This is a genomic window from Defluviimonas sp. SAOS-178_SWC, assembly GCF_039830135.1.
Classification (GTDB): Bacteria; Pseudomonadota; Alphaproteobacteria; order Rhodobacterales; family Rhodobacteraceae; genus Albidovulum.
Genome location: NZ_CP156081.1, coordinates 259,985 through 285,300 on the forward strand (window position 1 = coordinate 259,985; position 25,316 = coordinate 285,300).

Sequence of the window (25,316 nt, forward strand, 5' to 3'; positions counted from 1 at the left end):
TGTTGGTCAGTTCTGCCCGAAGGCCCGCCAGCCCTGAAGCCAGCGGGATAGAGTGGTGATGGCGCAAAGCGCGGCGAAGATAAGGGCCAGCTTAGGAAAGGCGGCCGGCCAAAGGCACATGACGACGAAAAGCGTGATCGTTTCGGCGCCCTCGGTCAGGCCGCCGAGGTAATAGATGCCTTTCGAGGGATAGGCCTCTGCCGTGATCCCGGTCTTTGCGGCAATCGCGGCGAAGGCGAGAAAGCTCGATCCGGTACCGACGAAGCTGGCGATGAGGACGGCGGCAGGCAGCGCATTTGCCGCAGGATCGGCAAGCGCGAAGCCGAGGGGCACGAGCGCGTAGAAGACGAAGTCGAGCGCGATGTCGAGAAAGGCACCACGGTCGGTCGGCCCGACCTCGCGCGCAATGGCGCCGTCGAGGCCGTCGGCAAGCCGGTTGGCAAGGATCAGCAGAAGGGCGAGCCAGTAGGCCCCCGTCCATAGCACCGGAACCGCCAGAACGCCGATGGCAAACCCGCCAAACGTGACTTGATCGGCGCTCACCCCGCCCGCGGCAAGCGCTCGCGCGGGCCGGACCAGGGCCGCGCGTGCAAATGGCAGGAGTCGGGCGTCGATCATTCAGCCCCTCCGCCAGGCATGGAACCGTTCGATGAGGCCGAGCGCGCGTTCGTTCACATGCGCCTTGCGCCACTCGCCGGCGGCGAACTTGTTGGCCTCGGCCAGTGTCGGATAGGTGTGGATGGTGCCAAGGATCTTGTTCAGCCCCAGCCCGTGCTTCATCGCGAAGACGAACTCGGCCAAAAGGTCGCCGGCATGCTCGCCCGCGATAGTGACGCCAAGGATCGTGTCCTTGCCGGGCGGGGTCAGGACCTTGACGAAGCCCCGCGCCGCGCCGTCGGCGATGGCGCGGTCGAGATCGTCGATGCCGTAGCGCGTGACCTCCACCGAGATGCCCTTCTCGCGCGCCTCCTGCTCATTGAGGCCGACGCGCGCCACTTCGGGATCGGTGAACGTGGCCCAGGGGATCACCCGGTAATCCGCCTTGAACCGCTTGAACGTGCCGAAAAGCGCGTTGAGGGCGGCGAACCAGGCCTGATGCGCGGCCGTGTGCGTGAACTGGAAGGGTCCGGCCACGTCGCCGGCGGCATAGATGTTGGGATAGAGCGTTTCGAGATACTCGTTGGTCTCGATCACCCTCCCTGTCGGAATGCCGAGTTCCTCCAGCCCGTATCCCTTCAACCGCGCGGCGCGGCCGACGGCGACGAGGATGTCGTCGAACGCGATGCGCCGCGTCTCGCCGCCCGCCTCGACCTCGATCCACTTCGCGTCGCCGGTCTTGCCGAGGGCGATCGCCTTGTGCCCGGTCAGGACCGTCACGCCGTCGGCCTCCATCGACGCTTTCACGAGGTCGGAGACCTCTTCGTCCTCGCGGATGAGGATGCGGGGCAGCATCTCGATCTGTGTGACCTCGGAACCGAGGCGGGCGAAGCTCTGAGCGAGTTCGCAGCCAATGGGCCCGCCGCCGAGAACGACGAGTCGATCCGGCGCCACGTCGCGCCCGCTCATCGCGTCCCAGAGCGTGTCCGAGGTGAGATAGCCGACCTCGTCGAGCCCCGGCAGCGGCGGCACGAAGGGCGCGGCGCCGGTGGCGAGGATGACCGAGCGGGCGGTCAACCGCCGGGCGTCGCCATCCTCGCCGGTGATCTCGACCGTCCACGGGTCGAGAAGTTTGGCGTGGCCTTGCAGGACCTCGACGCCCAATCCTTCATACCGTTCGACGCTGTCCTTCGGTTCGATCGCGGCGATGACCGCATGGATCCGTTCGAAAACCTTGCGGAACGAGAAATCAGGCGCTGTCGCGCTCAGCCCGTAATGATCGGCATGGCGCATCTGGTGGGCAAGCTTGGCCGACCGGATCAATGCCTTCGACGGCACACATCCATGGTTCAGACAGTCGCCGCCCATCCTGTGGCCTTCGATCAGCGTGACCTTCGCCTTTACCGCCGCCGCGATGTACGCCGAAACCAGCCCCGCCGCCCCGGCGCCGATCACGATCAGGTTCCGGTCGTAGCGTTTCGGTCGCGACCAGCCCGCATAGGCCCGACGTCGCTTGACGAGACCGAGTATGAATTTGGCGATCCACGGGAAGAGGCCGAGAAGCGCGAAGGACAAAAGGACCGGTGATGAAACGATGCCCGAGAGGCTTTCGAGCTGGGCGAGCTGGGTGCCGGCATTCACATAAACGGCGGTTCCGGCGAGCATCCCGATCTGGCTGACGACGTAGAAGATCCAGGCGCGGATCGGGGTCAAACCCATCAGAAGGTTGATCGCGAAGAACGGCACGACCGGGATCAGCCGCAGCGTGAAGAGATAGAAGGGGCCGTCCCGCTCGATCCCTGCATCGACCGCGTCGAGGCGGTTGCCGAACCGTCCGTGCACCCAGTCGCGAAGCAGATAGCGCGCGGCGAGGAAAGCCAGCGTCGCCCCGATAGTCGATGCAAAGGAAACGATCAAAAGGCCGCTCCAGAAGCCGAAGAGCGCCCCCGCGGCAAGCGTCATCCATGTGGCCAGGGGCAGCGACAGGGCGGTAACCGCGACATAGCCCGCGAAAAAGAGCACAGCGACAAGCAGCGGCCGCTCCGTCCGCCACGCGTGCAGGTCGACGAGGTGATCGCGCAGCATGTCGAGATCGGGCGGGTTGCGGCCGATCATCCAGATCAGCACGGCGATCAGGACGGCGAGCGCGGCAAAGAGGGCGGGCTTCTTCATTCGGACCGGGCGAAGGCTTCGACGGCGGACGACGGGGGCGCCGGGATATGGTTGACGACGTGTGCTGTCATGGCTTTCCCGGTCCTCACTTCGTCCCTTGTGCAACGAAGAGTCCGGCCGAGCCAAGACCGTTACAGAAATGTCCGCATCTCGTGATGGTGGCGTGATCCGCGGGACGCGTGGACGGCGCGCTGCTTTCACTCCTCCCGATTCCGGCCCGCGTTGCGGGAACCGGATCTCCGCCGTTCATCGGAACGCAGATTGGTTTGCCTGTCGCCAATCAAGGCCGACTGATACGCATCGCAACCATCGTCCCGCAGCCCCACGATATCCCGATGACCGCCATCGTCACGGAAGAGGGCACCCCCTGACCCTTTCACCTTGCCCAAAATACCTCCGCCGGAGGCATCCGCCGCCCAGCGCCCGCGCCTCAGCCGGGTTTCAGCGCCTTCAGGTGGGTCGGGCAATGCTCGCCGGTATCGAGAACCGGGATCATCCGGCTCCATATGCCGATATTCTCGTCGACGAAATCTCGCCCGACGATCTGCACTGCGGCATCGCCCACCGGCCCTTTGAGCCGCTCAAGCTCCGCCCGCGCGGCTTGCCGGTACCAGCCGTTGCGGCTGATCACCTCGATCTCGTCGAACCCGGCCGCCGCCATCGCCTCGCGGTAGCGGCCGGGCGACGCCATGCCGAAGTCGAGCCCCTCGGCGGCGATGTATTCGGCCATCTGCGGCGACGGCGTGCCGTCATGGCCGATCAGCCAGTCCGAGGCGACGAACCGCCCGCCGGGTTTCAGAACCCGGAAGGCCTCGGCCATGAGCGCATGCTTGTCGGGAATATGGACGATGGAATCCTTTGAAAACACGATGTCGAACACAGCGGGCGGAAAGGGCAGGGGGCCGGGCGCGACCTTCAGGCAACCGATCCGCGGTGTCAGCCCCGCCTGCCCGATCAGCTCTCGCGCGTGGGCAAGAACCGTATCCTCGACGTCGATACCGCAGACATAGCCGGCGCCGTGATTGCGGACGAGCGCGATGTCGATCCCGCCGGCGCCGCAGCCGATATCGAGCACCGACTTGCCGGCGAAGTCGGTGTTCGCGACCAGCCGCGCGACCTCATCCGGGCCGCCCGGCGACAGGAAGCCTTCGCCCCAGATCGCCTCCAGCATTCCGATCATCCGATTGTGGTAAAGCTCGCCTCCGACCGCTTCCATCCCTCATCCTCCGATCCGCAATGCTTCCAGGTCCGGCCAATCCTCTGCCGGCAGCACCCGTGCCGGCAGGTCCACGTCCTTCGTCCAGCCGAAGAGGCACAGGAACGGGACCGGGCCGACCTTCGTCATGTGCGGCGCTTCCGGCTCGTTCCAGACCGGCTGGTGCGCCGGCTTGACGATCAATGGCGTCCCCGGCCCGAAGCGCCAGCCATGCGGGCCGGTCAGGGGCGCGTAAAGTTCGGGCGCCGGATGGGCGTGGTCGCGGTAGAGCACATGGGGCGCGATGAGAAAGATGCCGAGGTCGAATTCCTCGGCCGGGATCGCGCCGTCGGCGCCGACAAGGGTGGCATAGGCGTGGCCGGTCAGGAACGCCTCGCCGATCTCCTCCGGCGGGTAGAGCCCGTAGGTGATCCAAGGGAGATGCGGGGTGGCCGCGCGGAGTGCGGTGGCCAGCGCCGGCTGATCTGCCTCCATCGCGTCGAGGGCGGCCGCGAGATGTGCATCCACGACCGGGTTGGGCGAGTTGCTCGCCCGGACAGGTCCGCCGCGCCACTTCGCGGTCAGGCTCCGGACTTCCGCGATGCCCGGTCCCGCCAGTGTGACGAGGTAACGGTCGACCTCTTCAACGAGAAGCCGGATCGCAAGCTCGGGCGCTTCCGGGGCCGGCACATCGACCCTCATCCCCCGCGCGGCGAGAAGGGGCGCCGGATCCTCGCCGTCCTTCGGCGAGCAGATCCGGTAGACCTCCAGCGCTTCGGGGGACAGATGCCCCTTGCGGTAGAAATGCATCGCCGCCGCGTAGCGCAGCCGGCCCGATCCGGGCTGGCCGATCGCGGCGTTCAGGTCTGCGCGGGCGCGCAGGTCGTCGTTCGCGGTCATGTGTTTTCCTGATAGGCCAGCTGGGCATCTCGGTCGCGCCGTTTTTCGGCCCGGTTCAGCACCCAGCCCGCGACCGCGACGCCGATTCCCACGATGCAGACCGTGATCGTTGCAAGCGCGTTGATGTCGGGCGTCACGCCGAGTTTCACCTTCGACCAGATCAGGATCGGTAGCGTCGTCGTTCCCGGCCCGGTGGTGAAGTTGGTGATCACCACGTCGTCGAGCGAGATGGTGAAGGCCAGGAGCCAGCCCGACAGGATCGCCGGCGAAATAACCGGCAGCGTGATATCCTTCATCACCTGCCAGGGGCGGGAGCCGAGGTCCATCGCCGCCTCCTCGATCGCCTCGTCGGCCTGAACCAGCCGCGAATGGACGATGGTTGTGACGAAAACCATCGAGAAGGTGATGTGGGCGAGCGTCACCGTGGTGAAGCCGCGCTGGGCGGGCCAGCCGATCCATTCCGCCATCAGGATGAAGAGCATGAGCGAGGCGATGCCGGTGATCACCTCGGGCATGACCAGGGGCGCGGTGACGAGGCCGGAAAACAGCGTCCGTCCCCGGAACCGCTTGAACCGGGCGAGCGCGATGCCCGCCATCGCGCCAAGGATCGTCGCCATCGTCGCGCTGACCACCGCGATCTGGAGCGACAGGACGGCAGCCTTCAACACCTGCCGGTTCGACAGGAGCGAGACATACCATTTCGTCGAGAACCCGCCCCAGACGGTCGCCAGCCGCGAGCCGTTGAAGGAATAGACCATCATCGACAGGATCGGGATGTAGAAGAACGCGAAGCCGAAGCAGAGCATGGTTATGAGGAAGACGGGACGGCGGTTCATGCCTCCTCCTTCTTCTTCTCGTGCGATTTGCCCTCGTAATAGGTGTAGAGCATCAAGGGCACGACGAGGAGAACGAGGAGCGCCACCGCCACCGCCGAGGCCATTGGCCAGCTTCGGGCCGAAGTGAACTCATCCGCGATCACCCGCCCGATCATCGGCCGCGAAGAGGAGCCGACGAGCGAGGGGATGATCAGTTCGCCCGACGCGGGAATGAAGACCAGCATGGAACCGGCGATGATGCCGGGCACCGAGAGCGGCAGGGTCACGTCGAAGAAGACCCGAGAGGGGCGTGAGCCGAGATCCATCGCCGCCTCGTCCAGCGTCCGGTCGAGCTTTTCGAGATTGGCGAAGAGCGGCAGGATCATGAAGGGCAGGTAGGAATAGACCGTGACCAGAACGACCGCGAAATTGGTGTTCATCATGGGGATGTAGCGCAGGGCCCATTCTGATGGCACGACCCAGTTATAGGCGCCGGTCAGCATCTTGTTGAACCAGCTGTTCGACCCCATCAGCCCCATCCATGCGTAAACGCGCAGGAGGAACGAGGTCCAGAACGGCAGGATCACCAGCATCAGGAGGATGTTGCGCCACGACCTCGACACCCGCGTGAGGCCAAGCGCCATCGGGTAGCCGATCAGCAGGCACATCACCGTCGCGAAGGCCGCGTTCATGATCGAGGTCAGATAGGCGCGGATATAAAGATCGTCCTGAAAAAGCCGCGCGTAGTGGTCGGTGTTCAGGAGCGGATAATCGCCGCCGAACGAGAACGGCGGCGCCGTGGGCGTGCGGGTCGCGAAGCTCATCGCGAGGACGATGACGAAGGGCAGGAGGAAGAAGAAGATCAGCCAGATGTAGGGCGTGGCGATGGTGACGTTGATCCAGCCCTTGCGGTTGAACCAGCGCTGGAACGGGGTGTCGTGATGTGCCGCGGCCATGCGTCAGTCCTTCAGGAGGATCGCGGCGGCCGGGTCGAAGGACAGGAAGACCGCGTCCTCCCAGTCCGCCACCCGCTCCGTCTCGCCGACCCGGCGGGCATTGACGGAGTTGACCGACAGGATGCGGCCGGAAGGAAGGGCGATGCGATAGAGACTATCCTTGCCGAAATAGGCCAGACTCTGCACCGTTCCGGCAAAGGCATTCGCTTCCTCGGGCCGTTTTCGTGACAGCGCGATCTTTTCCGGCCGCACCGCCAGCGTGATCTCCTGCCCCGCCGCGAGGCCGGGGATTGCCCGCGCCTCGACCGTGCCGCCAAGGTCGGGCACGTCGACCCGCGCAGTGTCGCCCTTGGTGTCGTGGACAGTCGCCGGAAAGAAGTTGATCGAGCCGATGAACCCCGCCACGAATTTCGAGTTTGGGTATTCGTAGACCTCGGTCGCGGTCCCGATCTGCTTGATCCGGCCCTTGTCCATGACCGCGAGCCGCGACGAAAGCGTCATCGCCTCTTCCTGATCGTGGGTGACGACGATGAAGGTCGTGCCGGTCTTTTCCTGAATCTCCATCAGCTCGAACTGCGTGTGTTCGCGCAGCTTCTTGTCGAGCGCGGCCAGGGGTTCGTCGAGCAGGAGCACCTTCGGCTGCTTCGCCAGCGCCCGGGCCAGTGCCACGCGCTGCCGCTGGCCGCCGGAGATCTGGTGCGGCTTGCGGTGGGAAAACTCGGTGAGTTGCACCAGCGCCAGCATGTCCCGTACGCGCTCCTTGCGCTGGGCGGCGGTCATGTCCTCGTGCTTGAGGCCGTAGGCCACGTTCTTCTCGACGGTCATGTGCGGGAAAAGCGCGTAGGACTGGAACATCATGTTCACCGGCCGCTCGTAGGGCGGCAGGTCGGTCATGTCCTGTCCGTCTATGAAGATGCGGCCCTCGGTCGGGTCCTCGAACCCGGCGAGCATCCGCAAGAGGGTGGTCTTGCCGCAGCCGGACCCCCCTAGAAGGGAGAAGATCTCTCCCTTCCGGATCTCAAGGTTGACGTCAGAGACCGCCGTGAAAGTCCCGAACCGTTTCGTGACGCCTTCGATGCGGATGAAGGGCGGTTCCTTGGCGGCCGCGAGGGGGGCTGCGCCGGGAAATACCGCGACATTCGTGGCGGCACGGGCGGGTTCGGGCATCTGGCGGTCTCTCCGTCTGAGTGGTGGCTTTCGGTACGGACAGACGGGCTCAGCCCGACTTGATCTCCTGCCAGGCGCGGGTCATGGCGCGGTCCTGCTCTTCAGAGAAGGGTTTCGGCGCCCACATCCGGCCGATCGTCTCGGCGTCCGGATAGACAGCCGGGTCGTCGAGGATTTCTTGCAGGACGAACTCCCGCGCGGGAACGTTCGCATTGGCGTAGTAGGTGTAGTTCGTGCAGCCCGCCGCGACTTCCGGCTGCATCATGAAGTCCAAGAACTTGTAGGCATTTTCGCGGTTCGGCGCGTCGGCGGGGATCGCCATGCAGTCGACCCAGGCGGGCGCCCCGGTTTTCGGCACGAAATAGGCCAGATTCATCTCGATTCCGGCCTCCGCCGCGCGGCCGGCAGCGGTCGCGTAGTCGCCGGACCAGTTGTTGACGGCGCAGAGCTCTCCGTTCGGGATCGCGTTGAGGTAATTGGTGTTGTCGAAGGTGCGGATGTACTGGCGGATCGGTTTGAACGCCTCGACGACCTTCTGATAATCCTCGACATTCGTCGTGTCGCCGTCGAGCCCGAGGTATTTCAGAACCATCAGCATGATGTCGGAGGGGCTGTCGAGGATCGAAATTCCGCAATCGGCGAGCTTTTCTGCATTCTCCGGTTTGAAGATCAGATCCATCGAGGTCATGTCGGCGCCCGGAATGCGTTCGTTGACCAAATCGACATTATAGGTGAAGCCGACCGAGCCCCACATATAGGGCATGCCGTAGGCGTTGCCCTCGTCCCAGCCGGCGAGGATGCGCAAGATCTCGGGGTCGAGGTTCTTCCAGTTCGGCAAGAGCGCCTTGTCGAGCTTTTCGTAGATGCCTGCCGCGATGGCGCGCGGCATGTCGATGCCGGCGTGGTCGACGACGTCGTAACCGGTCGAGCCGGCGAGCATCTTGGCCTGCATTTCCTCGGCCGAGGAATAGGTGTCGTAGACCACCCCGATCCCCGTCGCCGCCTCGAAGTCCGACAGCGTCGTTTCACCGATATAGTCGGCCCAGTTGTAGACATTGACCGTACCCGACTGGGCCCAGGAGGGCCGGACATAGGGCAGCGCCAGGGCGCCGCCGATCGCGGTAAGCGCCGTCCGCCGTGTCAGTTTCGTCATCGCAGTTCCTCCGGTTGGTATGCGCTGGTTTTTTTTGAGGTTATGCCGGATTCGCGCCAGCGCTACGCAAATCTTCGTTGAGGCCGGCCACCCGGTCTTCGTCCGGTGCATCGGGCAGACAAGTGACGGGAAGGACGCGACGCAATTGGTCGTGATGCGCGCGCACCCCGTATTCCAGATCGGACAGGTGGAAATCGTCGAAGGCCGTCGATTTCATCGACTCGTTCGACCAGATCGACAGTTGCTGATCCTCTTGCGAGGTGTCGCGGTCGATCCGGTAGGCCAGGTAGCGCGCCGCCCGGGTTTGGCGCGTTTCATGCGCTTGACGGTAGAGGCGCCCGTTGAGATAGGTCTCGTCCCGCGACAGCGGAATGTCCTGATAGTACTGGGCGCCTTCGGGCGTGAAGGCGATGACCGAGTTCGGGAAGATCCCGTAATAGGTCCAGGACCGGCGCAGCCGTTCAGGCAGCCAGTCCGGCCGGGGGCTGAATTTCAGGTATTGCCGAACCGACCAGAGCCGGCCCGGCTGGTCGCCGAATTCCGCGGTCGAATGCGAGATTCCGCCGGGATAGACCATATCGCGATAGGTCCGACCATAGAGGTCCTGCAAGGCCGGATGCGCCATCGCGACGTGATATCCTTCGTTGTCCACGTCGCGCACCGATTTCCAGTTTACGGGAAGGGTGGCGCCGCTCCAGTTGCCGGCTTCGGCCGGCAAGAGCGCGTCTGACCTGTAGGCAGCGAAATCGGCCTCGAACGGCCGCATCAGCGTGGCCACCGAAGGCTGCGGGCCGGGCAGGAAGCGCAGGAACAGGAATCCCTGCCAGATTTCCATTTCGACGGGCTTCAGCCCGAAATCGGAGCGCTCCATATCACCGAAGCTTTCGGGCCGCGCCGCGCCGCGCAGGGTTCCGTCGAGGTTGTAGACCCAGCCGTGGAACGGGCAGACCATCGCGTTCTTGCAATGCCCGGAATCGCCGTCGGCCAGCCGGGCGCCGCGATGCCGGCAGAGGTTGTGAAAGGCGCGGACGACGCCGTCCTTGCCACGGATGATCAGCGCGCGTTCGCCGAGAAGATCGAAGGTCAGCCAGTCGCCGGGCGCCGGGATGTCGCCGACATGACCGCCGATCTGCCAGTGGGTCAGGAACACCTCGGTGCGTTCGAGCTCGAAGAGCGCCTTGGAATGATAGGTCCAGCCGGGCAGGCCCCGGCGGTCCCAGTCGTTCGGCACCTTGATCGGCGTTACGGCGGTGGTCATGGCCTTCTCCTTACGCGGACTCCATCTGCGCCCGCACCCAGTCGTGGAACTTGAGAATGTCGAATTCCTGCGGCATCAGCCGGCCGCCCTGATATTTCTCGGAGCGCAGCCCGCGCTGGTTCATTTCGCAGGCCGCACCGTCCTGATCGAGGACGAGCGTGGCAAATTCCGCCACATTACCCGCGTCGAAACCGGGCTGGGCGAGCGTTTCCCCGGCAAACAGCCATTCCGCCGTCAGTCTTGTGCGTTCGGGGCCGAGCGGGGTGACGGTGACGGAGCGGACGTAATCCACATGCGCCACGACGAACATCGTCGGGTAGATCGTCACGAAATTGAAGCCATTCGCCCGTTCCTCGGCCGTCAGGCCGGCGAATTCAGGGCCGCAGGGCGCCCCCGTCATCGTCCAGGTCTGCGCGCCGTCCTTCAGCACCGGCTGTTTCGGCGCATCGGGCACCCATCCTGAGGCCTCGTTCGCCGCCATCACGCCCCGCTTGTAGATCGGCACCATGTCGCAGAGTTCCGGGTGGATGCCGGGGCAGTGCAGGCATTCGTTGTAGTTTTCCCAGAAGATCTTCCAGTTGCAGTCCAGTTCCTTTACCAGCCGGTGGCCGGTTTTCAGCCGGTCCATCGGCCAGTTGTCGAGCGCCTTGAGGCCCATGTCGGGCCGCAACTCGGGCGGCGCGTCGTCAAGACAGACGAAGAGGAAGCCGTTCCAGTCGCGGGTGTGCACCGGGAAAAGACCGTGCTCCTCCTTGCGGAAGTCCGGCGTCGGGGTCGCGAAGGCGGTGGAAACGAGCCGCCCCGAGAGGTCATAGGCCCAGTTGTGATAGGGGCAGGTGATAAGCTTGCCCAAAGGCTTTTCGGCCGCCGAACAAAGCTCCGCCCCCCTGTGGCGGCAGGTATTGTGGAAAGCCGTGACCTGCCCGTCGCGGTCCCGGCAGAGGATCAGGTTCTGTCCGCCGACCTGGACGCGCCGCATGGTTCCCGCCGGGATGTCGTCCAGCCGTCCGACATGCACCCAATTCCGGCGCCAGATCGCGCGTTCCTCGCGCGCGTACCAGTCGGGGTCGAAATACGACGATGCCGGCAAGGCCTCCGGGCAACGGTCGAGGAGCGGGGAGACGGGCGGATGATGCTCGCTCATGCCCGCTTCTCGGCCTCGACATGTTCAAGCGTCAGGTCGACCGCCGTTTCAACCGCCATCAAAGTGTCGGTCAGGCATGCGCGGTCGATCCCGTGGGCTTCGCAGACGAACCAAGGCTCGCGGCTGTCGGGTTCGCAGATGACGCCGAGGTCGTGCAGGAAATAGGCCATCTGGTCGTAGAAGGAGTAGTCCGAGGTCTTCCAGTCGCGGTAATTGTCCGGCGCGCGCTCCGCGAAGAAAAGGCCGAACATCGACGAATGCCCGGCGTAGGAATGGACGATTCCTCGGCGGTTGAGGATCCTGGAGATCCCCGCCTTCAACTCCTCGCCGTAGTTGGCGATCGTCTCCAGTGCCGGGGTTTCGTCGAGGATGCGCAGGCATTCCTCGGCGGCGGCGAGGCTGACGGAATGCGCGGTATAGGTGCCGCCATGTGCCGCGCCGCCATAGCCGAAGGTGCGCATCACCGCCTCACGCCCCGCGACGACGGCGATCGGATAGCCGTTCGCCATCGCCTTGGCGAAGGTGCAGATGTCGGGCGTCACGCCGTAAAGCGACTGCACGCCGCCCCGCGCGACGCGGAAACCGGTCTTGACCTCGTCGATGATCAGAAGAACGCCGTAGCGGTCGCAAAGCTCGCGCGCGAGGCGCACATAATCGACCGAGGCGGTGATGCCGCAGCAATTGCCCTGGATCGGCTCGATCAGCATCGCGGCCATCGTGTTGCCGTAGCGCTTGAACGTGTCTTCGAGCCGCTGGAGGTCGTTCATCGGCACCAGATGGGCGAGGGTCTTCAACTCCTGTGGGATGCCCTTCGAATAGGACACGACCTCCGGATCGCGGTTTTCCGACCTGTCCCAGTCCTCGACGTTGGCCATCCACATCGCTGCGTCGAAAAGACCGTGATAGCCTCCCTCGACCAGAAGGTAGCTGTCGCGTCCGGTATGGGCGCGGGCCAAGCGGAGGGCGGCCATCACCGCCTCCGTCCCCGAATTCGAGAAGCGAACGAGATCAATGCCAGGCACCATCCTGGCGATGCGGTCGGCGACGGCAAACTCCCGTTCGGTCGAAAGCGCGAAGACCCCGCCGACCTCCATCCCCTTGCGCGCCGCCGCGTCCACCCGGTCGTCGGCATAGCCGAGGATCGCGGGGCCGTAGCCCAGCCGGTAGTCGACATAGGCATTGCCGTCGATATCCCAGATCCGCCCGCCCTTGCCTCGATCGACATAGATCGTGCGGTCTTCGCCCCAGTAGCGGAAGGTCGATGCCACCCCCAAGGGCAGGCGAGTCAGAGCCTTCTTGAACTGGGCGTTCGATCTTGAAAGGGCGCGTTTCGGTAGCGGGCGCATGGCGTGTCCTGTCGGGCGGCGGGCCGACTCAATCCTCTGTGGGGGTCGGCCTCATTTAATGTACGATCATTCATTCAGATTTTGACTGTATTGTCAATCAAAACTGGAAATAGCGGACTTTTGTGGGCAAACTCCCACCCGAAACGACTATGCGCCGAGCTGTGCGCGGTGCATCAGACCGGGGGGCCCGATGGACGGCATCGACGACATATCGAAGGATGGGCCGGCCACGCCACGCAAGCTCAGCCGCGGTGCGCGCCGCCAGCAGTTGATCGAGGCGACGATCGACACGATCGCGGCGCGGGGCTATTCGCGCACCACCCTCACCGATGTCGCGCGCCATGCGGGGCTGTCGCATGGCCTCGTCAACTTCCATTTCGAAACCAAGGAAGGCCTCCTGACCGAGACCTTGAAGTATCTGGCCGAGGAGTATCGACGGAACTGGACCGAGGCGCTCGCGGCGGCCGGGCCGACACCGGCCGAGCAGCTCGACGCGATGCTGAGGTCGGATTTCAACCCTGCAATCTGCACCAAAGCGCGGCTCTCGGCCTGGTGCGCCTTCTGGGGCGAGGCGCAATGCAGGCCGATGTATCAGGAACTTTGCGGCTCCAACGACGACGATTACAATCGCACGCTGGAAGATATTTGCACCCGCCTCGTCGCCGAAGATGCGCGATCCGGCGATCCGGTCCGCATCGCGCGCGTGATCCGCATCACGACCGAAGGTGTCTGGCTCGACATGATGACGATGACCGACCCTTACGGGCCCGAAGAGGCGATGCGCACGACGTTCACCTGCGCCGCCGCCTTCTTCCCCGAATTTTTTGACGAGACGGGGCTGACCCCGACCGAGAAAATCCGGGTCTGACGATCCTCAATCGCGGCGCAGGTTCGCCAGAAGATTCGCCTTCGCCCCGAGAATATGCTGCCGGGTCAGCGCGCCGGCCCGTGCCGCGTCCCCGGCCGCGCAGGCGTCGAGGATCGCCCGATGTTCCGCATCGGCCCGAGATACGCCATTCGACAGGGACAATTGCGCGCGAATGTAGCGGTCCACGCGGTCGAGCGTCTTTTCGATGACGCCGAGGTGATAGGTCAGCCCGCTCGCACGATAGAGAGCCATGTGAAACCGCCGGTTCCAGTCACCCCATTCCACGGGGCCGTCCGCCGTCGCGAAAGCCGCCAGATGTGCCCCCGCTTCCTCAAGGATATCGGCGGACATCTTCGGAACCGCCGCTTCGATCACATGCCCTTCGACCAACGCCCGGAAATCCCAGATTTCGGCGGCCTCGTCGGGCGAGATTCCGGCGACGACCGCGCCCTTGTAGCGCTGCGTGGCGACCAGGCCCTGCTGTTCCAGCATCGTCAACGCCTCGCGCACCGGGATCCGCGACGTATTGAACATCCGCGCGATATCGTCCTGACGAAGCGGCTCGCCGTCCTTCAATCGTCCTTCGATGATCGCCTTCTTCAAGGCCTCGCAGATGATCGACGCCGCCGACGCGGTCTGCGCAATGTCAACGCTTTCGATCTTCACCTGATTGACCTCCTCAATTTCTTACTTGATTATTGTATCCAATATTCTTTATCCAAGTCACGAAGATTCTGCCGCCAAACGGTGATCGAGAGGAAAGGAAAGCTCATGTGGCATGGTGTGATCCCGGCCGTGACGACGAAGTTCACCGAGGATGGCGCGCTTGACACCGCCGAGATGGAGCGGTGCTTCGCGCTGATGATGGATGCCGGCTGCCACGGCCTCATCGCCTGCGGCACGCTCGGCGAGGGCAACATGCTTTCGCCCGACGAGCGGCTTGACGTTCTGCGCATCGCGAAGACGCAAACAGGGTCTAAACCGGCACTATTGACGATATCCGAGGCCGGGACGCGCGAGGCCTGCGACCTTGCCCGCCGCGCCGCCAGGGCCGGTGCCGACGGACTCATGATCGTGCCCTCGCCGATCTATTTCACCAGCCGCGACGAAACCATCGCCAACCTCCGCGCCATTGCGGCGGCCGGAGATCTGCCGGTGATGATCTATTCGAACCGTGTCGGCTACCGCGTCGACGTCACGCCCGAGATGATGGTGGAGCTGGCCGACGATCCCCGTTTCGTCGCGATCAAGGAAAGCTCGGACGACATCCGCCGCACGACCGAGATCTTCAATATCGTCGGCGATCGCTATGACGTTTTCACCGGCGTCGACAACCTTGGTTACGAAGCGCTGATGATGGGCGCCATCGGCTGGGTTGCGGGACTTGTCGTCGCGTTCCCGCGCGAAACCGTGGCGATCTACGAGCTGATCCGGCAAGGGCGGCACGCCGAGGCTCTCGCGATCTATCGCTGGTTTCGGCCGCTTCTAGACCTCGACGTCTCGACCTATCTCGTCCAGCAGATCAAGCTTGCCGAAGTGCATGCCATCGGCTCGAACGAGCGTGTTCGCGCCCCCCGACTGCCGCTTTCGGGCGAGCATCGGGCGCGGGTCGAGACGATCATCACCAAGGCGATCGCATCGCGCCCTGCCCTTCCGGCTTTCTGAGGAGCGGCCATGACCCCCCGTCCCGACGTTCTGGTCATCGGTGCGGGAGTCATCGGCCTATCCGTGGCCAACGCCGCTCTTGCGCGGGGTCTGACGGCGCAGGTCGTTGACCGGACCGGACCCGCAGCCGGTGCATCTGCCGGCAATGCAGGCGGTTTCGCTTTCCCGGAAATCCACCCTCTCGCCTCGCCGGATACTCTGCTGAATTCTCCGCGCTGGCTGCTCGATCCGCTTGGGCCGCTTTCAATCCCGCCGCGTTATGCGGCGAAGATCGCACCCTGGATGGCGAGGTTCGCCTGCGCGAGCCTGCCGCATAAGGTGGCCGCCTCGACCCGCGCGCAGGCTGCATTGATGACGCTGGGGCGCGAGACGCTCGGGCCGTTCATGGCGGCGACTGGGACGTCGGGCATGCTGCGCAAGACCGGCCAGCTTGAGGTGCACGAGTCCGCCCGAGCGTTCGACGCCGCCCTGCGGCAACATGATGAGGCGCGGCAATTCGGGTTCAGTTACCGCCCGCTTGTCGGGGCCGACGCCATTGCCGAGGTCCAGCCCGGTCTTTCGCCGCGGTTCAGCCACGCGACCGTCACCGAGGATTGGTGGGCGATCGCCGATCCCAAGCTCTACGTCCTCGCGCTCGCAGATGCGTTTCGGGCGAAAGGCGGTATAATAGACACTGGCGACGTCCGCGCCCTCGCCGTCGAGAATGACGGCGCGGTGGCGCAACTCGGCGACGGACGTGCGATCCCTGCCGGACGGATCGTGCTTGCGGCCGGCGCCCATTCGCACCGGATCGCCCGCACTATCGGCGACCGTATCCCGCTTGAAACCGAGCGGGGCTACAACACGACGCTGCCGCCCGGCGCTTTCGACCTCAGATGCCACATCACCTTCGCCGCCCACGGTTTCGTCGCCGCGCCTCTCTCGACCGGCATCCGCATCGGTGGCGCCGTCGAACTCGGCGGGCTGGACCTGCCGCCGAACTACGCGCGGTCGAAGGCGATGCTGAGGAAGGCGCAGGCTTTCCTGCCGGGTCTGAACGCGGATGGCGGCACCGAATGGATGGGTTTCCGTCCGTCACTGCCCGACTCCCTTCCTGCCATTGGCTGCGCGCCTAGCGGGCCGCAGGTCATCTATGCCTTCGGTCACGGGCATCTGGGCCTCACCCAATCGACAGCCACCGCGACGCTCGTCGCTGACCTTCTGACGGGGCAGGCGCCAAGCATCGACGTTGGCCCGTTCGATCCCGTCCGCTTCAGGGGCTTCCCATGACCAGCCACACTTTCCTCTGCATAGACGGCCATACCTGCGGAAATCCCGTCCGCCTCGTCGCTGGCGGCGCGCCGCAGCTTCAGGGCGCGACGATGCTGGAACGGCGCGCGCACTTCCTTGCGGAATACGACTGGATCCGCACCGGCCTGATGTTCGAGCCGCGCGGGCACGACCAGATGTCGGGCTCCATCCTCTACCCGCCGACGCGCGACGACTGCGATGTCGGCGTCCTCTTCATCGAGACGTCCGGCTGCCTTCCGATGTGCGGGCACGGCACGATCGGCACGGTGACGACGGCAATCGAGAACGGCCTTGTCCGGCCCAAGACCCCCGGCATTCTCAACCTCGACACCCCCGCAGGCCGTGTCGTCGCCGAATACCGGCAGGCCGGACGGTTCGTCGAGGAAGTGCGCCTGACCAACGTCCCCGCCTTCCTCTACGCGGAGGGGTTGACCGCCGAGGTCGAGGGGCTGGGCGAGATCACGGTCGACGTCGCCTATGGCGGCAACTTCTACGCCATCGTCGAACCGCAGGCGGCTTTCCGCGACATCGCCGATCTCCGCGCGCTCGACCTCGTCGGGTGGAGCCCGAAGCTCCGCGCGGCGCTGAACGCCAGGTACAGCTTCACTCATCCCGAAAAGCCGGAGATCAGCGGCCTCAGTCATATCCTCTGGACCGGCGCTCCGACGCACCCGGAGGCCACTGCGCGCAACGCAGTCTTTTACGGCGACAAGGCGATTGACCGCTCGCCCTGCGGTACCGGCACCTCTGCCCGCATGGCGCACTGGGCGGCGAAGGGGCGCTTGAAAGAGGGCGAGGCCTTCGTTCATGAGAGCATCATCGGCTCGCTCTTCACCGGCCGGATCGAGGGGCGGGCGAAGGTCGGCGACCGAGACGCGATCATCCCGTCCATCGCGGGCTGGGCGCGGGTCACGGGTTTCAACACGATCTTCATCGACGACCGCGATCCCTTCGCCCACGGGTTCGTGGTGACCTGAGGCGGGGCGATGCGCACGACGAAGATCATCCACGTTGTCTCCGCCCATGCCGAGGGCGAAGTCGGTGACGTCATTGTCGGCGGGGTTCCCGTGCCGCCCGGCGACACCCTCTGGGATCAGCGGCGGTTCATCGCGGAGGATGGCATGCTGAGGGCGTTCGTGCTCAACGAACCCCGGGGCGGGGTCTTCCGCCACGTGAACCTGCTGGTGCCGCCGAAACACCCCGAGGCGCAGATGGGGTTCATCATCATGGAGCCGGAGGACACGCCGCCGATGTCCGGATCGAACTCCATCTGCGTCGCAACCGTGCTTCTCGATGCCGGCATCCTGCCGATGACGGAACCGGTGACGGAACTGGTGCTGGAAGCCCCGGGCGGGCTTGTCCGGGTACGGGCCGAGTGCCGGAACGGCAAGGCGGAGCGGATCACCGTTCGCAACCTGCCGTCCTTTGCCGACCGTATTGGCGTCCCGCTGGAGGTGGAGGGGCTTGGCACACTGAGTGTCGACACCGCCTTCGGCGGCGACAGCTTCGTCATGCTCGACGCCTCCGCGCTCGGGCTCGCAATGACGGCCGACGAGGCGCGGGATATTGCCCGGCTCGGCGTCCGGATCACCGATGCCGCGAATGCGCAGATCGGGTTTTCACATCCCGAACGGCCCGACTGGGACCACATCTCATTTTGCGCCTTTTGTGGTGTGCTGGAGCCGACCGAGACCGGCTTTTCCACCCGATCCGCCGTCGCGATCCAGCCCGGCAAGGTCGACCGCTCGCCGACCGGAACCGCGGTTTCGGCCCGGATGGCGGTGCTTCACGCCAAGGGACTGATGCGCGCGGGGCAGACCCTGACCGCGCGGTCGATCATCGACAGCACGTTCACGGGCCGCATCGCCGCGGTAACGGAGTTGGAGGGGCGTCCGGCCATCGTCCCGGAGATCAGCGGCCGCGCCTGGATCACCGGAACGCATCAGCACATGCTCGACCCGGACGATCCCTGGCCGGGCGGGTATCGCCTGACCGACAGCTGGGGCGCGGGTGGCTGAGCCGCCTCCGGCGGAGGTATTTCTGGCAAGATGAAAGACGGTTCCGTCAGCGCCGGCTTTTGTGGCCGATCGTGTAGTAGTGGCCGGTCCGCGTATCGAGATAGGGCAGGAGCGGGATCTCCTCCTGCTTCAGGAAGCCTTTCTGCGGCAGGGCGCCGGCGCGCACCATCTCGATCACCGCGACAACGGAGGCGGAAGTGGTCCAGGCGATGGCCGTCCGCCGTCTTCCGCCGATTTCCAGCGGATAATAGGCGCGGACATATTCCTTGCGCTTCAACTGGCCTTCTGTCCAGCCTTCGGCCGCGACGTGGACATAGACGACATCCTCGTCCACCGGCGGTTTGGCATGGGTCAGGATCTTCCCCGCCGCCTCGCGGTTTTCCCGCATCAGAAGCTCGTGGAAGAAGAAATTCATGAGATGCACGTGGCCCGGATAGCGCATCGTCTTGTAGTCGAGGTTCTCGATCCTGTCGGCATAGGTCTCGCACATCGTGCCGAGGCCGCCGGAGGTGGTGAACGCCTCAAGGTGCACGCCGTCGATATAGATCGATTCCAGCCATTCCATCGCCGAGACGGACTTGTGCACGCCTTCCTCGATCACCTCGCAGTCGTTGAGGTATTCGTTCACGACACCCTCGGGCGACCAGTTGAAGGCGTAGCCGAGAAGTCCCGTGGGATTCTGCGGCAGGGCGCCGACGCGGAGGCGGATCGAGCGCACCTTCTCGAACATGTCGGCCAGGTGCGCGCCGACGATGCCGACGAATCCGGGGGCGAGGCCGCATTGCGGGGCCATGATACCCTTGGAGGTCTTGGCCAGTTCGCGGATATGCTTCGTCGTCGGCACATCCTCGGTCAGGTCGAAGTAGTGCAGGCCAAGGCCGTGAGCGACGGTCGAGACGCCGATATTGAGGTGGTAGGGCAGGCAGGACAGGACCGCCTCCTGGTCCTTGAGGATCGCGGCCAAGGCGTCCCTGTCGGTCAGGTCTGCCGCTCTGGTCGGGAACGGGCAGCCCGAGACCTCGCGCGCATCGACGCCGGTGACGGCGAAGCCCGCCTCGGCCAGAAGCTCCGCGGCCAGATGGCCGACCTTTCCGAGGCCGAGAACGGCGACCTTGTTGAACGACATGACGCGCTTCCTTTTCTTCTGTGACTCTTCCGGAATGACGCCGGTTCGCCGCCACAATCGCCTGCGCGGCTGGCGATTTCGTCGGTTATTCCGGCGGTTTTGGTGGAGGAATGCAGAAAAGTGCCGGGGTGGTCGGTCAATGTGTCGGGGCGGAGGCGGGTCTTCATCTGGTGGCCGGATGTTGCCTGAGAGCCCTATTTGTCTGTGCTTGCTCAGGACGCTAAATTGCGGTTACTCCTCAAAGTTGAATATATCTCGCGGCGCTGTTTCAAGTGAGACAATGATGAATTTGTCAGACAGGCGGATGGCACTCACTTCTCGCGAATTCCTGAGCGTTCTCGATGCTGTGCATGGATTCCATGATGGAGCCATCGGCTGCGCCTATTTCGGAGAACCTAGTGAGCAAATGGTTTTCGTCGAACAGATGTATTTCGGGAGTGAGTACCTCTATAATCCTAAACCTATTCTTGGAGGCGTTTTTTGGTTCGATCTTCCTGTCCCGAATGTAGTTCGCGAAATTGGTAACTTTTACGGACGAGAGATTGGATCGGTCGTCATCGACAGCTCGTCGTGTACGATCTCATTTCAGCTTCAAGATGCCCCCTACGAAGCTTTTGAAATCAAGTTTGGTTCAGAAGCCAACTTTCAATTTGTTACATCCAGCCCCTTGGAAGCCACACCCTTGCAACGCCGCATGCTAGCTTGAAGTGCCCGGTCTTTGGAATGCAGACTTTCTGCACGCCGGGCTTTGGCGGAGTTGCGCTGGTAATTATCCGCGTGGCTTTCCTGCCTTAACATGGCGAAGCCCCGGACATGATCCGGGGCCTCGTGTTTCGTCAGAGGTCCCGGGTCAAGTCCGGGACGGGTTTGCCTCAGAAGTCGAATTTCACGCCCTGCGCCAGCGGCAACTGAGCGGAATAGTTGATCGTGTTCGTCTGCCGCCGCATGTAGCCCTTCCAGGCGTCCGAACCGCTTTCGCGCCCACCGCCCGTCTCCTTTTCGCCGCCGAAGGCGCCGCCGATCTCGGCGCCGGAGGGGCCGATATTGACATTGGCGATGCCGCAGTCGGAACCGGCCGAGGACAGGAATGCCTCTGCCTCGCGCATGTTCAACGTGAAGATGCAGGACGACAGCCCCTGCGGCACGTCGTTCTGGATCGCGATGGCCTCCTCCAGCGTCTCGTAGCCCATGACGTAAAGGATCGGCGCGAAGGTCTCCGTCCGCACTGTGTCGGTCTGCTTCGGCATCTCGGCGATGGCGGGCTCGACATAGGCACCGCCCTGCGGCACGCCGGTGGTCACGGTCTTGCCACCATGCACGGTGCCGCCCTCGGATTTCGCCTTCTCGAGCGCCGCCTGCATCCGGTCGCGCGCGGCATGGTCGATCAGCGGGCCGACAAGCGTCGTTCCCTTGCGCGGGTCGCCGACCGGCAGGCTCGCATAGGCCTTGGTCAGCTTCGCGACCAGGTCGGCGCGGATCGAATTATGCGCGATCAGCCGGCGCAGGGACGTGCAGCGCTGGCCCGCCGTGCCGACGGCGGAAAAGACGATGGCTCGGACGGCCATGTCGAGATCGGCCGAGGGCGCGACGATCATCGCGTTGTTGCCGCCGAGTTCGAGGATCGGCCGGCCCCAGCGGGCGGAGACCTTCGGCCCCACGATGCCGCCCATCCGGGTCGAGCCGGTGGCCGAGACGATCGGCACGTCTTTCGAGTTCACCAGCGCCTCGCCAATGGCCGGCCCGCCGATGACAAGCTGGCAGAGCCCCTCGGGCGCGTCACCGAAGCGATTCAGCGCGCGGTCCATGATCTTCATCGTGGCGATGGCGGTCAGCGGCGTCTTCTCCGACGGTTTCCAGATCACCGGATCGCCGCAGACGAGGGCCAGGGCGGTGTTCCACGACCAGACCGCGACGGGGAAGTTGAAGGCGGTGATGACCGCACAGGGGCCGAGCGGGTGCCAGGTCTCCATCATCCGGTGGCCGGGCCGTTCGGAGGCGATGGTAAGGCCGTAGATCTGGCGGGAAAGGCCGACCGCGAAGTCGCAGATGTCGATCATCTCCTGCACTTCGCCGAGGCCCTCGGAGGTGATCTTGCCCGCTTCGAGGGTCACGACGGCGCCAAGCTCGTCTTTGGCCGCGCGCAGTTCCTCGCCTAGAAGGCGCACGAGTTCGCCCCGGCGCGGCGCGGGAACCTGCCGCCAAGCTTTGAACGCCTCCTGCGCGCGGGCGATGATCGCCGCCATGTCGGCCGGATCGGTTTCGCGCACCTTCGCGATCTCTGCCCCGTCGATGGGCGACTGCACCGAGAGCGTGCCGCCTGTCAGTTCAGCCTTGGTCAGGCCCGCGGCCGTGAGGATATCTTCGTGGTTCATGTCAGTCTCCCTTGGTGACGGATGCGCGCTGATCGTCCATTGCCATGGAGATCAGCAGCGGCTCCGTTTGTTGCCGTGTCTGAAAATCGGATTTGGACCCCATGCCGCGCCAATCCGCGAGGATCAGCGACTGCGCCACGGCACCGCCGAGCGTGGTGCCCGGCCCCGTGACGATGAACAGGTCGGGCGCGAATTCCCGCGCCGCGATCTTGATCGCATGGGTGAAGTCGTAGGTCTCGGTCACCTGATGGCCGAGCGTGTAGTCCCAGAGCGCATGGGAATCGGTGGCGCCCGGCCACCAGATCGCGCCCCGCCCGTCGATCAGCGGCAGCTTCGGCTGACCGAAGAGCGAGGGCGAGAGCCTTGCGCGGCCGCGTTCGGCGACCGGTGCCTGGAGCGTCGAATGGAAGGCCGCGTGATTGGCAAGCCGCATCGGGAATCGACCCTGTAGCGGCGGAACGGCGGCCTCGAAAGCGGCAAGCCCTGCCTCGTCCCCCGCGAGCACAAGCATCCCGCCGAGGTCGATCGAAAGCGTCAGGACATGCTCCGCACGGCTGGCGATGTCGCCGACCAGCGCCATCAACTCGGCCTTGCGTGCCGGATCGGGCCGCCAGTCCTCGTCCACGAAAGGATAGATCAGCTGGCCGCCGATCAGCGCCTCCTGCATCAGGGTGCCCATCGTGTTTACGGTTTCGAACCCCGCCTCTGCGGTCAGTGCGCCGCCGCAGGCGAGCGCGGAGTACCAGCCCATCGAATTGCCGGTCACCGCGACGACCTCGACCCCGTCGATGGCGCGAAAATCGCCGAGCGTCGCCGCGTAGATCAGCGCCGAGGCGTTGTCGCCGCGGGTATGGCGCGCGACCGAATAACTCGCCGCGCCGTCGAGCGTCGAAAGCGTCTCCTGCCCCAGCCCCTCGCGCGTCCGGTCGAAGGCGCCGAGAAGCGCCGTGTCGGCGACATGCCGTTTCAGATAGCCCAGCTCGGTCTTGGTGTAGGTGCCCCGACCGGGGCAGATGACGACCGCCGTTTTCATGCCCCGCCTCCGATCAGCGCCATTGCGGCGTCGAAAATGCCGTCGGCCGAGGGCATGGTCGCGGCATAGGCCGGGCCGGTGGCGATGAAGCTGTCCTCGGCGGTCAACCTTGCATGCGGCACAACCGTACGCTCGGTGAAAAGCGTCATAAGCGCCTCCGCGATCCCGCCTGAACGGCGCGTCTCATCGACGACGAGAATGCGTTTCGCCCCGTTGACCGCTTCGATCAGCGCGTCGGCGGGCAGGGGCGAAAGCCAGCGCATGTCGATGACGCGCGCCTTGACGCCTGTATCGGCGAGCCTACGTTCGGCCTGCCGCGAGAGGTAACAGCCATTCCCGAAGCTCACGATAGCAAGGTCCGTCCCATCGCCGTGAACGCCCACCTCCCCCAGCGAAATGACTTCATTCGGGGCGGGATAGAGCCGCATCCAGCCGCCGTCCTTGTCGCCGTGCAGATCCCGCATGGGATAAAGCGCGATCGGTTCCAGGAAAACCACGACCCGCTGCTCCTCACGCGCGAGCCGCACGCATTCGCGCAGCATCTTCGCCGCATCTGCCCCGTTCGACGGGCAGGCGAGGATCACGCCCGGAATATCGCGCAGGACGGCAACCGAGTTGTCGTTGTGGAAATGCCCGCCGAAGCCCTTCTGATAGCCAAGCCCGGCAATGCGCAGCACCATGGGATTGGTGTACTGCCCGTTCGAGAAGAACGGCAGCGTCGCGGCCTCGCCCCGGATCTGGTCCTCGGCATTGTGGAGATAGGCCAGGAACTGGATCTCCGGCATCGGGACAAAGCCGTTCTGCGCCATGCCGATGGCGAGGCCGAGGATCGACTGTTCGTCGAGCAGCGTGTCGATCATCCGGTCCGGCCCGAATCGCTGCGTCAGCTTCTGGGTGACACCGTAGACGCCGCCCTTGCGGCCGACATCCTCGCCCATCATGACGATCTCGCCATTGTCCAGCATCAGGTCGGTCAGCGCCCAGTTGATCAGCCGCGACATGATCTGCGGCTCTTTCATCGCCTTCATGTCGGCGCCGAAGGCCGCCGCACGTGCCTCGTCACTCGGGCCGTTCGTCGGTTTGCATGCCCGCCTTGGCGGGATCAGCGACGCCATCACGTCGCCCGCCGTCTTCAATCGCGGCCGGGTGACCGCCTCGCCGGCGATGCGGGCCACGCGCGCGTTGGTCTCCTCGTAGATCGCCAGTGCCTCGGCGGGCGACAGCGCGCCGGCGTGATCCATCAGCCGCACGGCGTGCAGAAGCGGGTCATTCGCCTCCTCCGCCTCGACTTCGTCGCGGCTGAGATACGTCGTCGGCACGTCGGCGCCGGCATGGCCGTAAAGCCGGATCGTGCGGATATGCAGGAAGGCGGGCTTCTTGCGGGTGCGGACGTAGGCCGCAGCCTCACCGGCGACGCGGAAGGTGTCGTAGAGATCGAGCCCGTCGCAGGCGAAGTACTTCAGTCCCGGCCGGTCGCGGAACGTCGCCGCGATCCAGCCTTTGGGGGTCTTGGTGGAAATGCCGATGCCGTTGTCCTCGCAGACGAAAAGCAGGGGCAGCGGGATCGACTGGTAGGAGGTCCATCCCGCCGTGTTGAAGGCCCCCTGCGCGGTCGAATGATTGGCGGATGCGTCGCCGAACGAACAGCAGACGATGGCGTCGTCGGGCAGTTCCTTGTGCTCGGGCGCATGCCGGCGTGCCGCGCCGATGGCATAGGCCGCGCCCACGGCCTTCGGCAGATGCGAGGCGATCGTCGAGGTCTGCGGCGGGATGTTCAGCGCCTTGGAGCCCAGAACCTTGTGCCGCCCGCCCGAGATCGGGTCCTCGGACGAGGCGGCGAAGCTCAAAAGCATGTCCCAGGCGATGGACTGGCCGGGAACCTGCTGGCTGCGCGCGATCTGGAAGGCCGCGTCGCGGTAATGGAGGAACGCCATGTCTGTCGGCCTCAGCGCCGCCGCCACCGCCGCCATCCCTTCGTGACCGGATGACCCGATCGTATAAAAGCCCTGCCCGGCCTTCTGCATGGCCCGGCTCTGCCGGTCGAGTGCGCGCGACAGGCAGCCAGCGCGGAAGATCGCGACGGCACCGGTCTGCCCGAGCGGTCCCGCCGGCGTGCTGCCGGCTGGAAGGTCGCCGGAAGCGACCCGGCGCAGGAAGTTGTCATGAACGATGTCAGCGCGGTCCATCTTTCCAACCGATACTCTTCATCTTGCTCCAAATATCCCCGCCGGAGGCATCGAC

General features: G+C 64.9%; 22 protein-coding genes. 6 read left to right on the forward strand and 16 right to left on the reverse strand.

The window, feature by feature from the left end:
- Positions 1-6: 6 nt before the first annotated feature.
- From V5734_RS02125 to V5734_RS02175, 11 genes are all read right to left on the reverse strand, one after another.
- On the reverse strand, positions 7-618 hold the full coding sequence (locus V5734_RS02125; RefSeq protein WP_347311883.1) for a CDP-alcohol phosphatidyltransferase family protein: 612 nt from the start codon (positions 616-618) through the stop codon (positions 7-9).
- Positions 619-2,769 (reverse strand): FAD-dependent oxidoreductase, encoded by a 2,151-nt coding sequence (locus tag V5734_RS02130; protein ID WP_347311884.1) that lies wholly within the window; start codon positions 2,767-2,769, stop codon positions 619-621.
- Between the two features lie 430 nt (positions 2,770-3,199).
- Positions 3,200-3,985 carry a methyltransferase domain-containing protein gene (locus V5734_RS02135; RefSeq protein ID WP_347311885.1) on the reverse strand — a complete coding sequence of 262 codons (786 nt, stop codon included), beginning with the start codon at positions 3,983-3,985 and terminating at the stop codon, positions 3,200-3,202.
- Between the two features lie 3 nt (positions 3,986-3,988).
- A complete protein-coding gene (locus V5734_RS02140; protein WP_347311886.1) occupies positions 3,989-4,864 on the reverse strand; it encodes a dimethylsulfonioproprionate lyase family protein in 876 nt (291 codons plus the stop codon).
- Positions 4,861-5,700, reverse strand: a complete 840-nt coding sequence (locus tag V5734_RS02145) for an ABC transporter permease subunit (protein ID WP_347311887.1) — start codon at positions 5,698-5,700, stop codon at positions 4,861-4,863. The genes V5734_RS02140 and V5734_RS02145 overlap by 4 nt, the downstream gene beginning before the upstream one ends.
- Positions 5,697-6,635, reverse strand: a complete 939-nt coding sequence (locus tag V5734_RS02150) for an ABC transporter permease (RefSeq protein ID WP_347311888.1) — start codon at positions 6,633-6,635, stop codon at positions 5,697-5,699. Before V5734_RS02150 ends, V5734_RS02145 begins: the two co-directional genes overlap by 4 nt.
- Before the next feature lie 3 nt (positions 6,636-6,638).
- The gene (locus V5734_RS02155; RefSeq protein WP_347311889.1) at positions 6,639-7,802 is read right to left on the reverse strand and encodes an ABC transporter ATP-binding protein; all 1,164 of its coding nucleotides are present in this window, start codon (positions 7,800-7,802) and stop codon (positions 6,639-6,641) included.
- Positions 7,803-7,851: 49 nt separating this feature from the next.
- The gene (locus V5734_RS02160; RefSeq protein ID WP_347311890.1) at positions 7,852-8,955 is read right to left on the reverse strand and encodes a polyamine ABC transporter substrate-binding protein; all 1,104 of its coding nucleotides are present in this window, start codon (positions 8,953-8,955) and stop codon (positions 7,852-7,854) included.
- A 40-nt stretch (positions 8,956-8,995) separates the two neighbouring features.
- Entirely contained in the window at positions 8,996-10,213 is a 1,218-nt protein-coding gene (locus tag V5734_RS02165) for an aromatic ring-hydroxylating oxygenase subunit alpha (protein ID WP_347311891.1), read from the reverse strand.
- Positions 10,214-10,223: 10 nt separating this feature from the next.
- Positions 10,224-11,357, reverse strand: a complete 1,134-nt coding sequence (locus V5734_RS02170) for an aromatic ring-hydroxylating oxygenase subunit alpha (RefSeq protein WP_347311892.1) — start codon at positions 11,355-11,357, stop codon at positions 10,224-10,226.
- A complete protein-coding gene (locus V5734_RS02175; protein ID WP_347311893.1) occupies positions 11,354-12,703 on the reverse strand; it encodes an aspartate aminotransferase family protein in 1,350 nt (449 codons plus the stop codon). The genes V5734_RS02170 and V5734_RS02175 overlap by 4 nt, the downstream gene beginning before the upstream one ends.
- Before the next feature lie 190 nt (positions 12,704-12,893).
- Here V5734_RS02175 and V5734_RS02180 point away from each other — a divergent pair, with 190 nt between their 5' ends.
- Positions 12,894-13,571 (forward strand): TetR family transcriptional regulator C-terminal domain-containing protein, encoded by a 678-nt coding sequence (locus tag V5734_RS02180; protein WP_347311894.1) that lies wholly within the window; start codon positions 12,894-12,896, stop codon positions 13,569-13,571.
- 6 nt (positions 13,572-13,577) lie between these two features.
- Here the strand turns inward: V5734_RS02180 and V5734_RS02185 are convergent, their stop codons facing one another.
- Positions 13,578-14,237 (reverse strand): GntR family transcriptional regulator, encoded by a 660-nt coding sequence (locus tag V5734_RS02185; protein ID WP_347311895.1) that lies wholly within the window; start codon positions 14,235-14,237, stop codon positions 13,578-13,580.
- Between the two features lie 105 nt (positions 14,238-14,342).
- Between V5734_RS02185 and V5734_RS02190 the strand changes: the two genes are divergently transcribed.
- From V5734_RS02190 to V5734_RS02205, 4 genes are read left to right on the forward strand one after another with little or no spacing between them, the layout of a single operon-like run.
- Positions 14,343-15,236, forward strand: coding sequence for a dihydrodipicolinate synthase family protein (locus tag V5734_RS02190; RefSeq protein ID WP_347311896.1), 894 nt, complete (start codon positions 14,343-14,345; stop codon positions 15,234-15,236).
- Between the two features lie 9 nt (positions 15,237-15,245).
- A complete protein-coding gene (locus tag V5734_RS02195) occupies positions 15,246-16,505 on the forward strand; it encodes an NAD(P)/FAD-dependent oxidoreductase (RefSeq protein ID WP_347311897.1) in 1,260 nt (419 codons plus the stop codon).
- A complete protein-coding gene (locus V5734_RS02200; RefSeq protein WP_347311898.1) occupies positions 16,502-17,503 on the forward strand; it encodes a 4-hydroxyproline epimerase in 1,002 nt (333 codons plus the stop codon). The genes V5734_RS02195 and V5734_RS02200 overlap by 4 nt, the downstream gene beginning before the upstream one ends.
- Before the next feature lie 9 nt (positions 17,504-17,512).
- Entirely contained in the window at positions 17,513-18,544 is a 1,032-nt protein-coding gene (locus V5734_RS02205; RefSeq protein ID WP_347311899.1) for a trans-3-hydroxy-L-proline dehydratase, read from the forward strand.
- Positions 18,545-18,590: 46 nt separating this feature from the next.
- Here V5734_RS02205 and V5734_RS02210 read toward each other — a convergent pair whose 3' ends face one another.
- Positions 18,591-19,670 (reverse strand): saccharopine dehydrogenase C-terminal domain-containing protein, encoded by a 1,080-nt coding sequence (locus V5734_RS02210; RefSeq protein ID WP_347311900.1) that lies wholly within the window; start codon positions 19,668-19,670, stop codon positions 18,591-18,593.
- Between the two features lie 304 nt (positions 19,671-19,974).
- Here V5734_RS02210 and V5734_RS02215 point away from each other — a divergent pair, with 304 nt between their 5' ends.
- Complete coding sequence (locus tag V5734_RS02215) at positions 19,975-20,376, forward strand: hypothetical protein (protein WP_347311901.1); 402 nt, start codon at positions 19,975-19,977, stop codon at positions 20,374-20,376.
- 166 nt (positions 20,377-20,542) lie between these two features.
- On the opposite strand, the gene amaB is transcribed toward V5734_RS02215, so the two are convergent.
- Genes amaB through V5734_RS02230 form a run of 3 tightly spaced genes read right to left on the reverse strand, consistent with a single transcriptional unit; the run spans position 20,543 to position 25,261 of the window.
- Positions 20,543-22,042, reverse strand: coding sequence for an L-piperidine-6-carboxylate dehydrogenase (amaB, locus tag V5734_RS02220; RefSeq protein ID WP_347311902.1), 1,500 nt, complete (start codon positions 22,040-22,042; stop codon positions 20,543-20,545).
- Between the two features lies 1 nt (position 22,043).
- Positions 22,044-23,075, reverse strand: a complete 1,032-nt coding sequence (locus V5734_RS02225) for an ACP S-malonyltransferase (protein ID WP_347311903.1) — start codon at positions 23,073-23,075, stop codon at positions 22,044-22,046.
- Positions 23,072-25,261 (reverse strand): dehydrogenase E1 component subunit alpha/beta, encoded by a 2,190-nt coding sequence (locus V5734_RS02230; protein WP_347311904.1) that lies wholly within the window; start codon positions 25,259-25,261, stop codon positions 23,072-23,074. The genes V5734_RS02225 and V5734_RS02230 overlap by 4 nt, the downstream gene beginning before the upstream one ends.
- Positions 25,262-25,316: the final 55 nt, after the last annotated feature.

Coding starts and splice junctions, on each gene's coding strand:
- V5734_RS02195 (WP_347311897.1), top strand. CDS start 15,246: ATGACCCCCCGTCCCGACGTTCTGGTCATCGGTGCGGGAGTCATCGGC.
- V5734_RS02130 (WP_347311884.1), bottom strand. CDS start 2,769: ATGAAGAAGCCCGCCCTCTTTGCCGCGCTCGCCGTCCTGATCGCCGTG.
- V5734_RS02200 (WP_347311898.1), top strand. CDS start 16,502: ATGACCAGCCACACTTTCCTCTGCATAGACGGCCATACCTGCGGAAAT.
- V5734_RS02190 (WP_347311896.1), top strand. CDS start 14,343: ATGTGGCATGGTGTGATCCCGGCCGTGACGACGAAGTTCACCGAGGAT.
- V5734_RS02230 (WP_347311904.1), bottom strand. CDS start 25,261: ATGGACCGCGCTGACATCGTTCATGACAACTTCCTGCGCCGGGTCGCT.
- V5734_RS02205 (WP_347311899.1), top strand. CDS start 17,513: ATGCGCACGACGAAGATCATCCACGTTGTCTCCGCCCATGCCGAGGGC.
- V5734_RS02170 (WP_347311892.1), bottom strand. CDS start 11,357: ATGAGCGAGCATCATCCGCCCGTCTCCCCGCTCCTCGACCGTTGCCCG.
- V5734_RS02150 (WP_347311888.1), bottom strand. CDS start 6,635: ATGGCCGCGGCACATCACGACACCCCGTTCCAGCGCTGGTTCAACCGC.
- V5734_RS02160 (WP_347311890.1), bottom strand. CDS start 8,955: ATGACGAAACTGACACGGCGGACGGCGCTTACCGCGATCGGCGGCGCC.
- V5734_RS02215 (WP_347311901.1), top strand. CDS start 19,975: ATGGCACTCACTTCTCGCGAATTCCTGAGCGTTCTCGATGCTGTGCAT.
- V5734_RS02180 (WP_347311894.1), top strand. CDS start 12,894: ATGGACGGCATCGACGACATATCGAAGGATGGGCCGGCCACGCCACGC.
- V5734_RS02135 (WP_347311885.1), bottom strand. CDS start 3,985: ATGGAAGCGGTCGGAGGCGAGCTTTACCACAATCGGATGATCGGAATG.
- V5734_RS02165 (WP_347311891.1), bottom strand. CDS start 10,213: ATGACCACCGCCGTAACGCCGATCAAGGTGCCGAACGACTGGGACCGC.
- V5734_RS02225 (WP_347311903.1), bottom strand. CDS start 23,075: ATGAAAACGGCGGTCGTCATCTGCCCCGGTCGGGGCACCTACACCAAG.
- amaB (WP_347311902.1), bottom strand. CDS start 22,042: ATGAACCACGAAGATATCCTCACGGCCGCGGGCCTGACCAAGGCTGAA.
- V5734_RS02210 (WP_347311900.1), bottom strand. CDS start 19,670: ATGTCGTTCAACAAGGTCGCCGTTCTCGGCCTCGGAAAGGTCGGCCAT.
- V5734_RS02140 (WP_347311886.1), bottom strand. CDS start 4,864: ATGACCGCGAACGACGACCTGCGCGCCCGCGCAGACCTGAACGCCGCG.
- V5734_RS02155 (WP_347311889.1), bottom strand. CDS start 7,802: ATGCCCGAACCCGCCCGTGCCGCCACGAATGTCGCGGTATTTCCCGGC.
- V5734_RS02175 (WP_347311893.1), bottom strand. CDS start 12,703: ATGCGCCCGCTACCGAAACGCGCCCTTTCAAGATCGAACGCCCAGTTC.
- V5734_RS02125 (WP_347311883.1), bottom strand. CDS start 618: ATGATCGACGCCCGACTCCTGCCATTTGCACGCGCGGCCCTGGTCCGG.
- V5734_RS02145 (WP_347311887.1), bottom strand. CDS start 5,700: ATGAACCGCCGTCCCGTCTTCCTCATAACCATGCTCTGCTTCGGCTTC.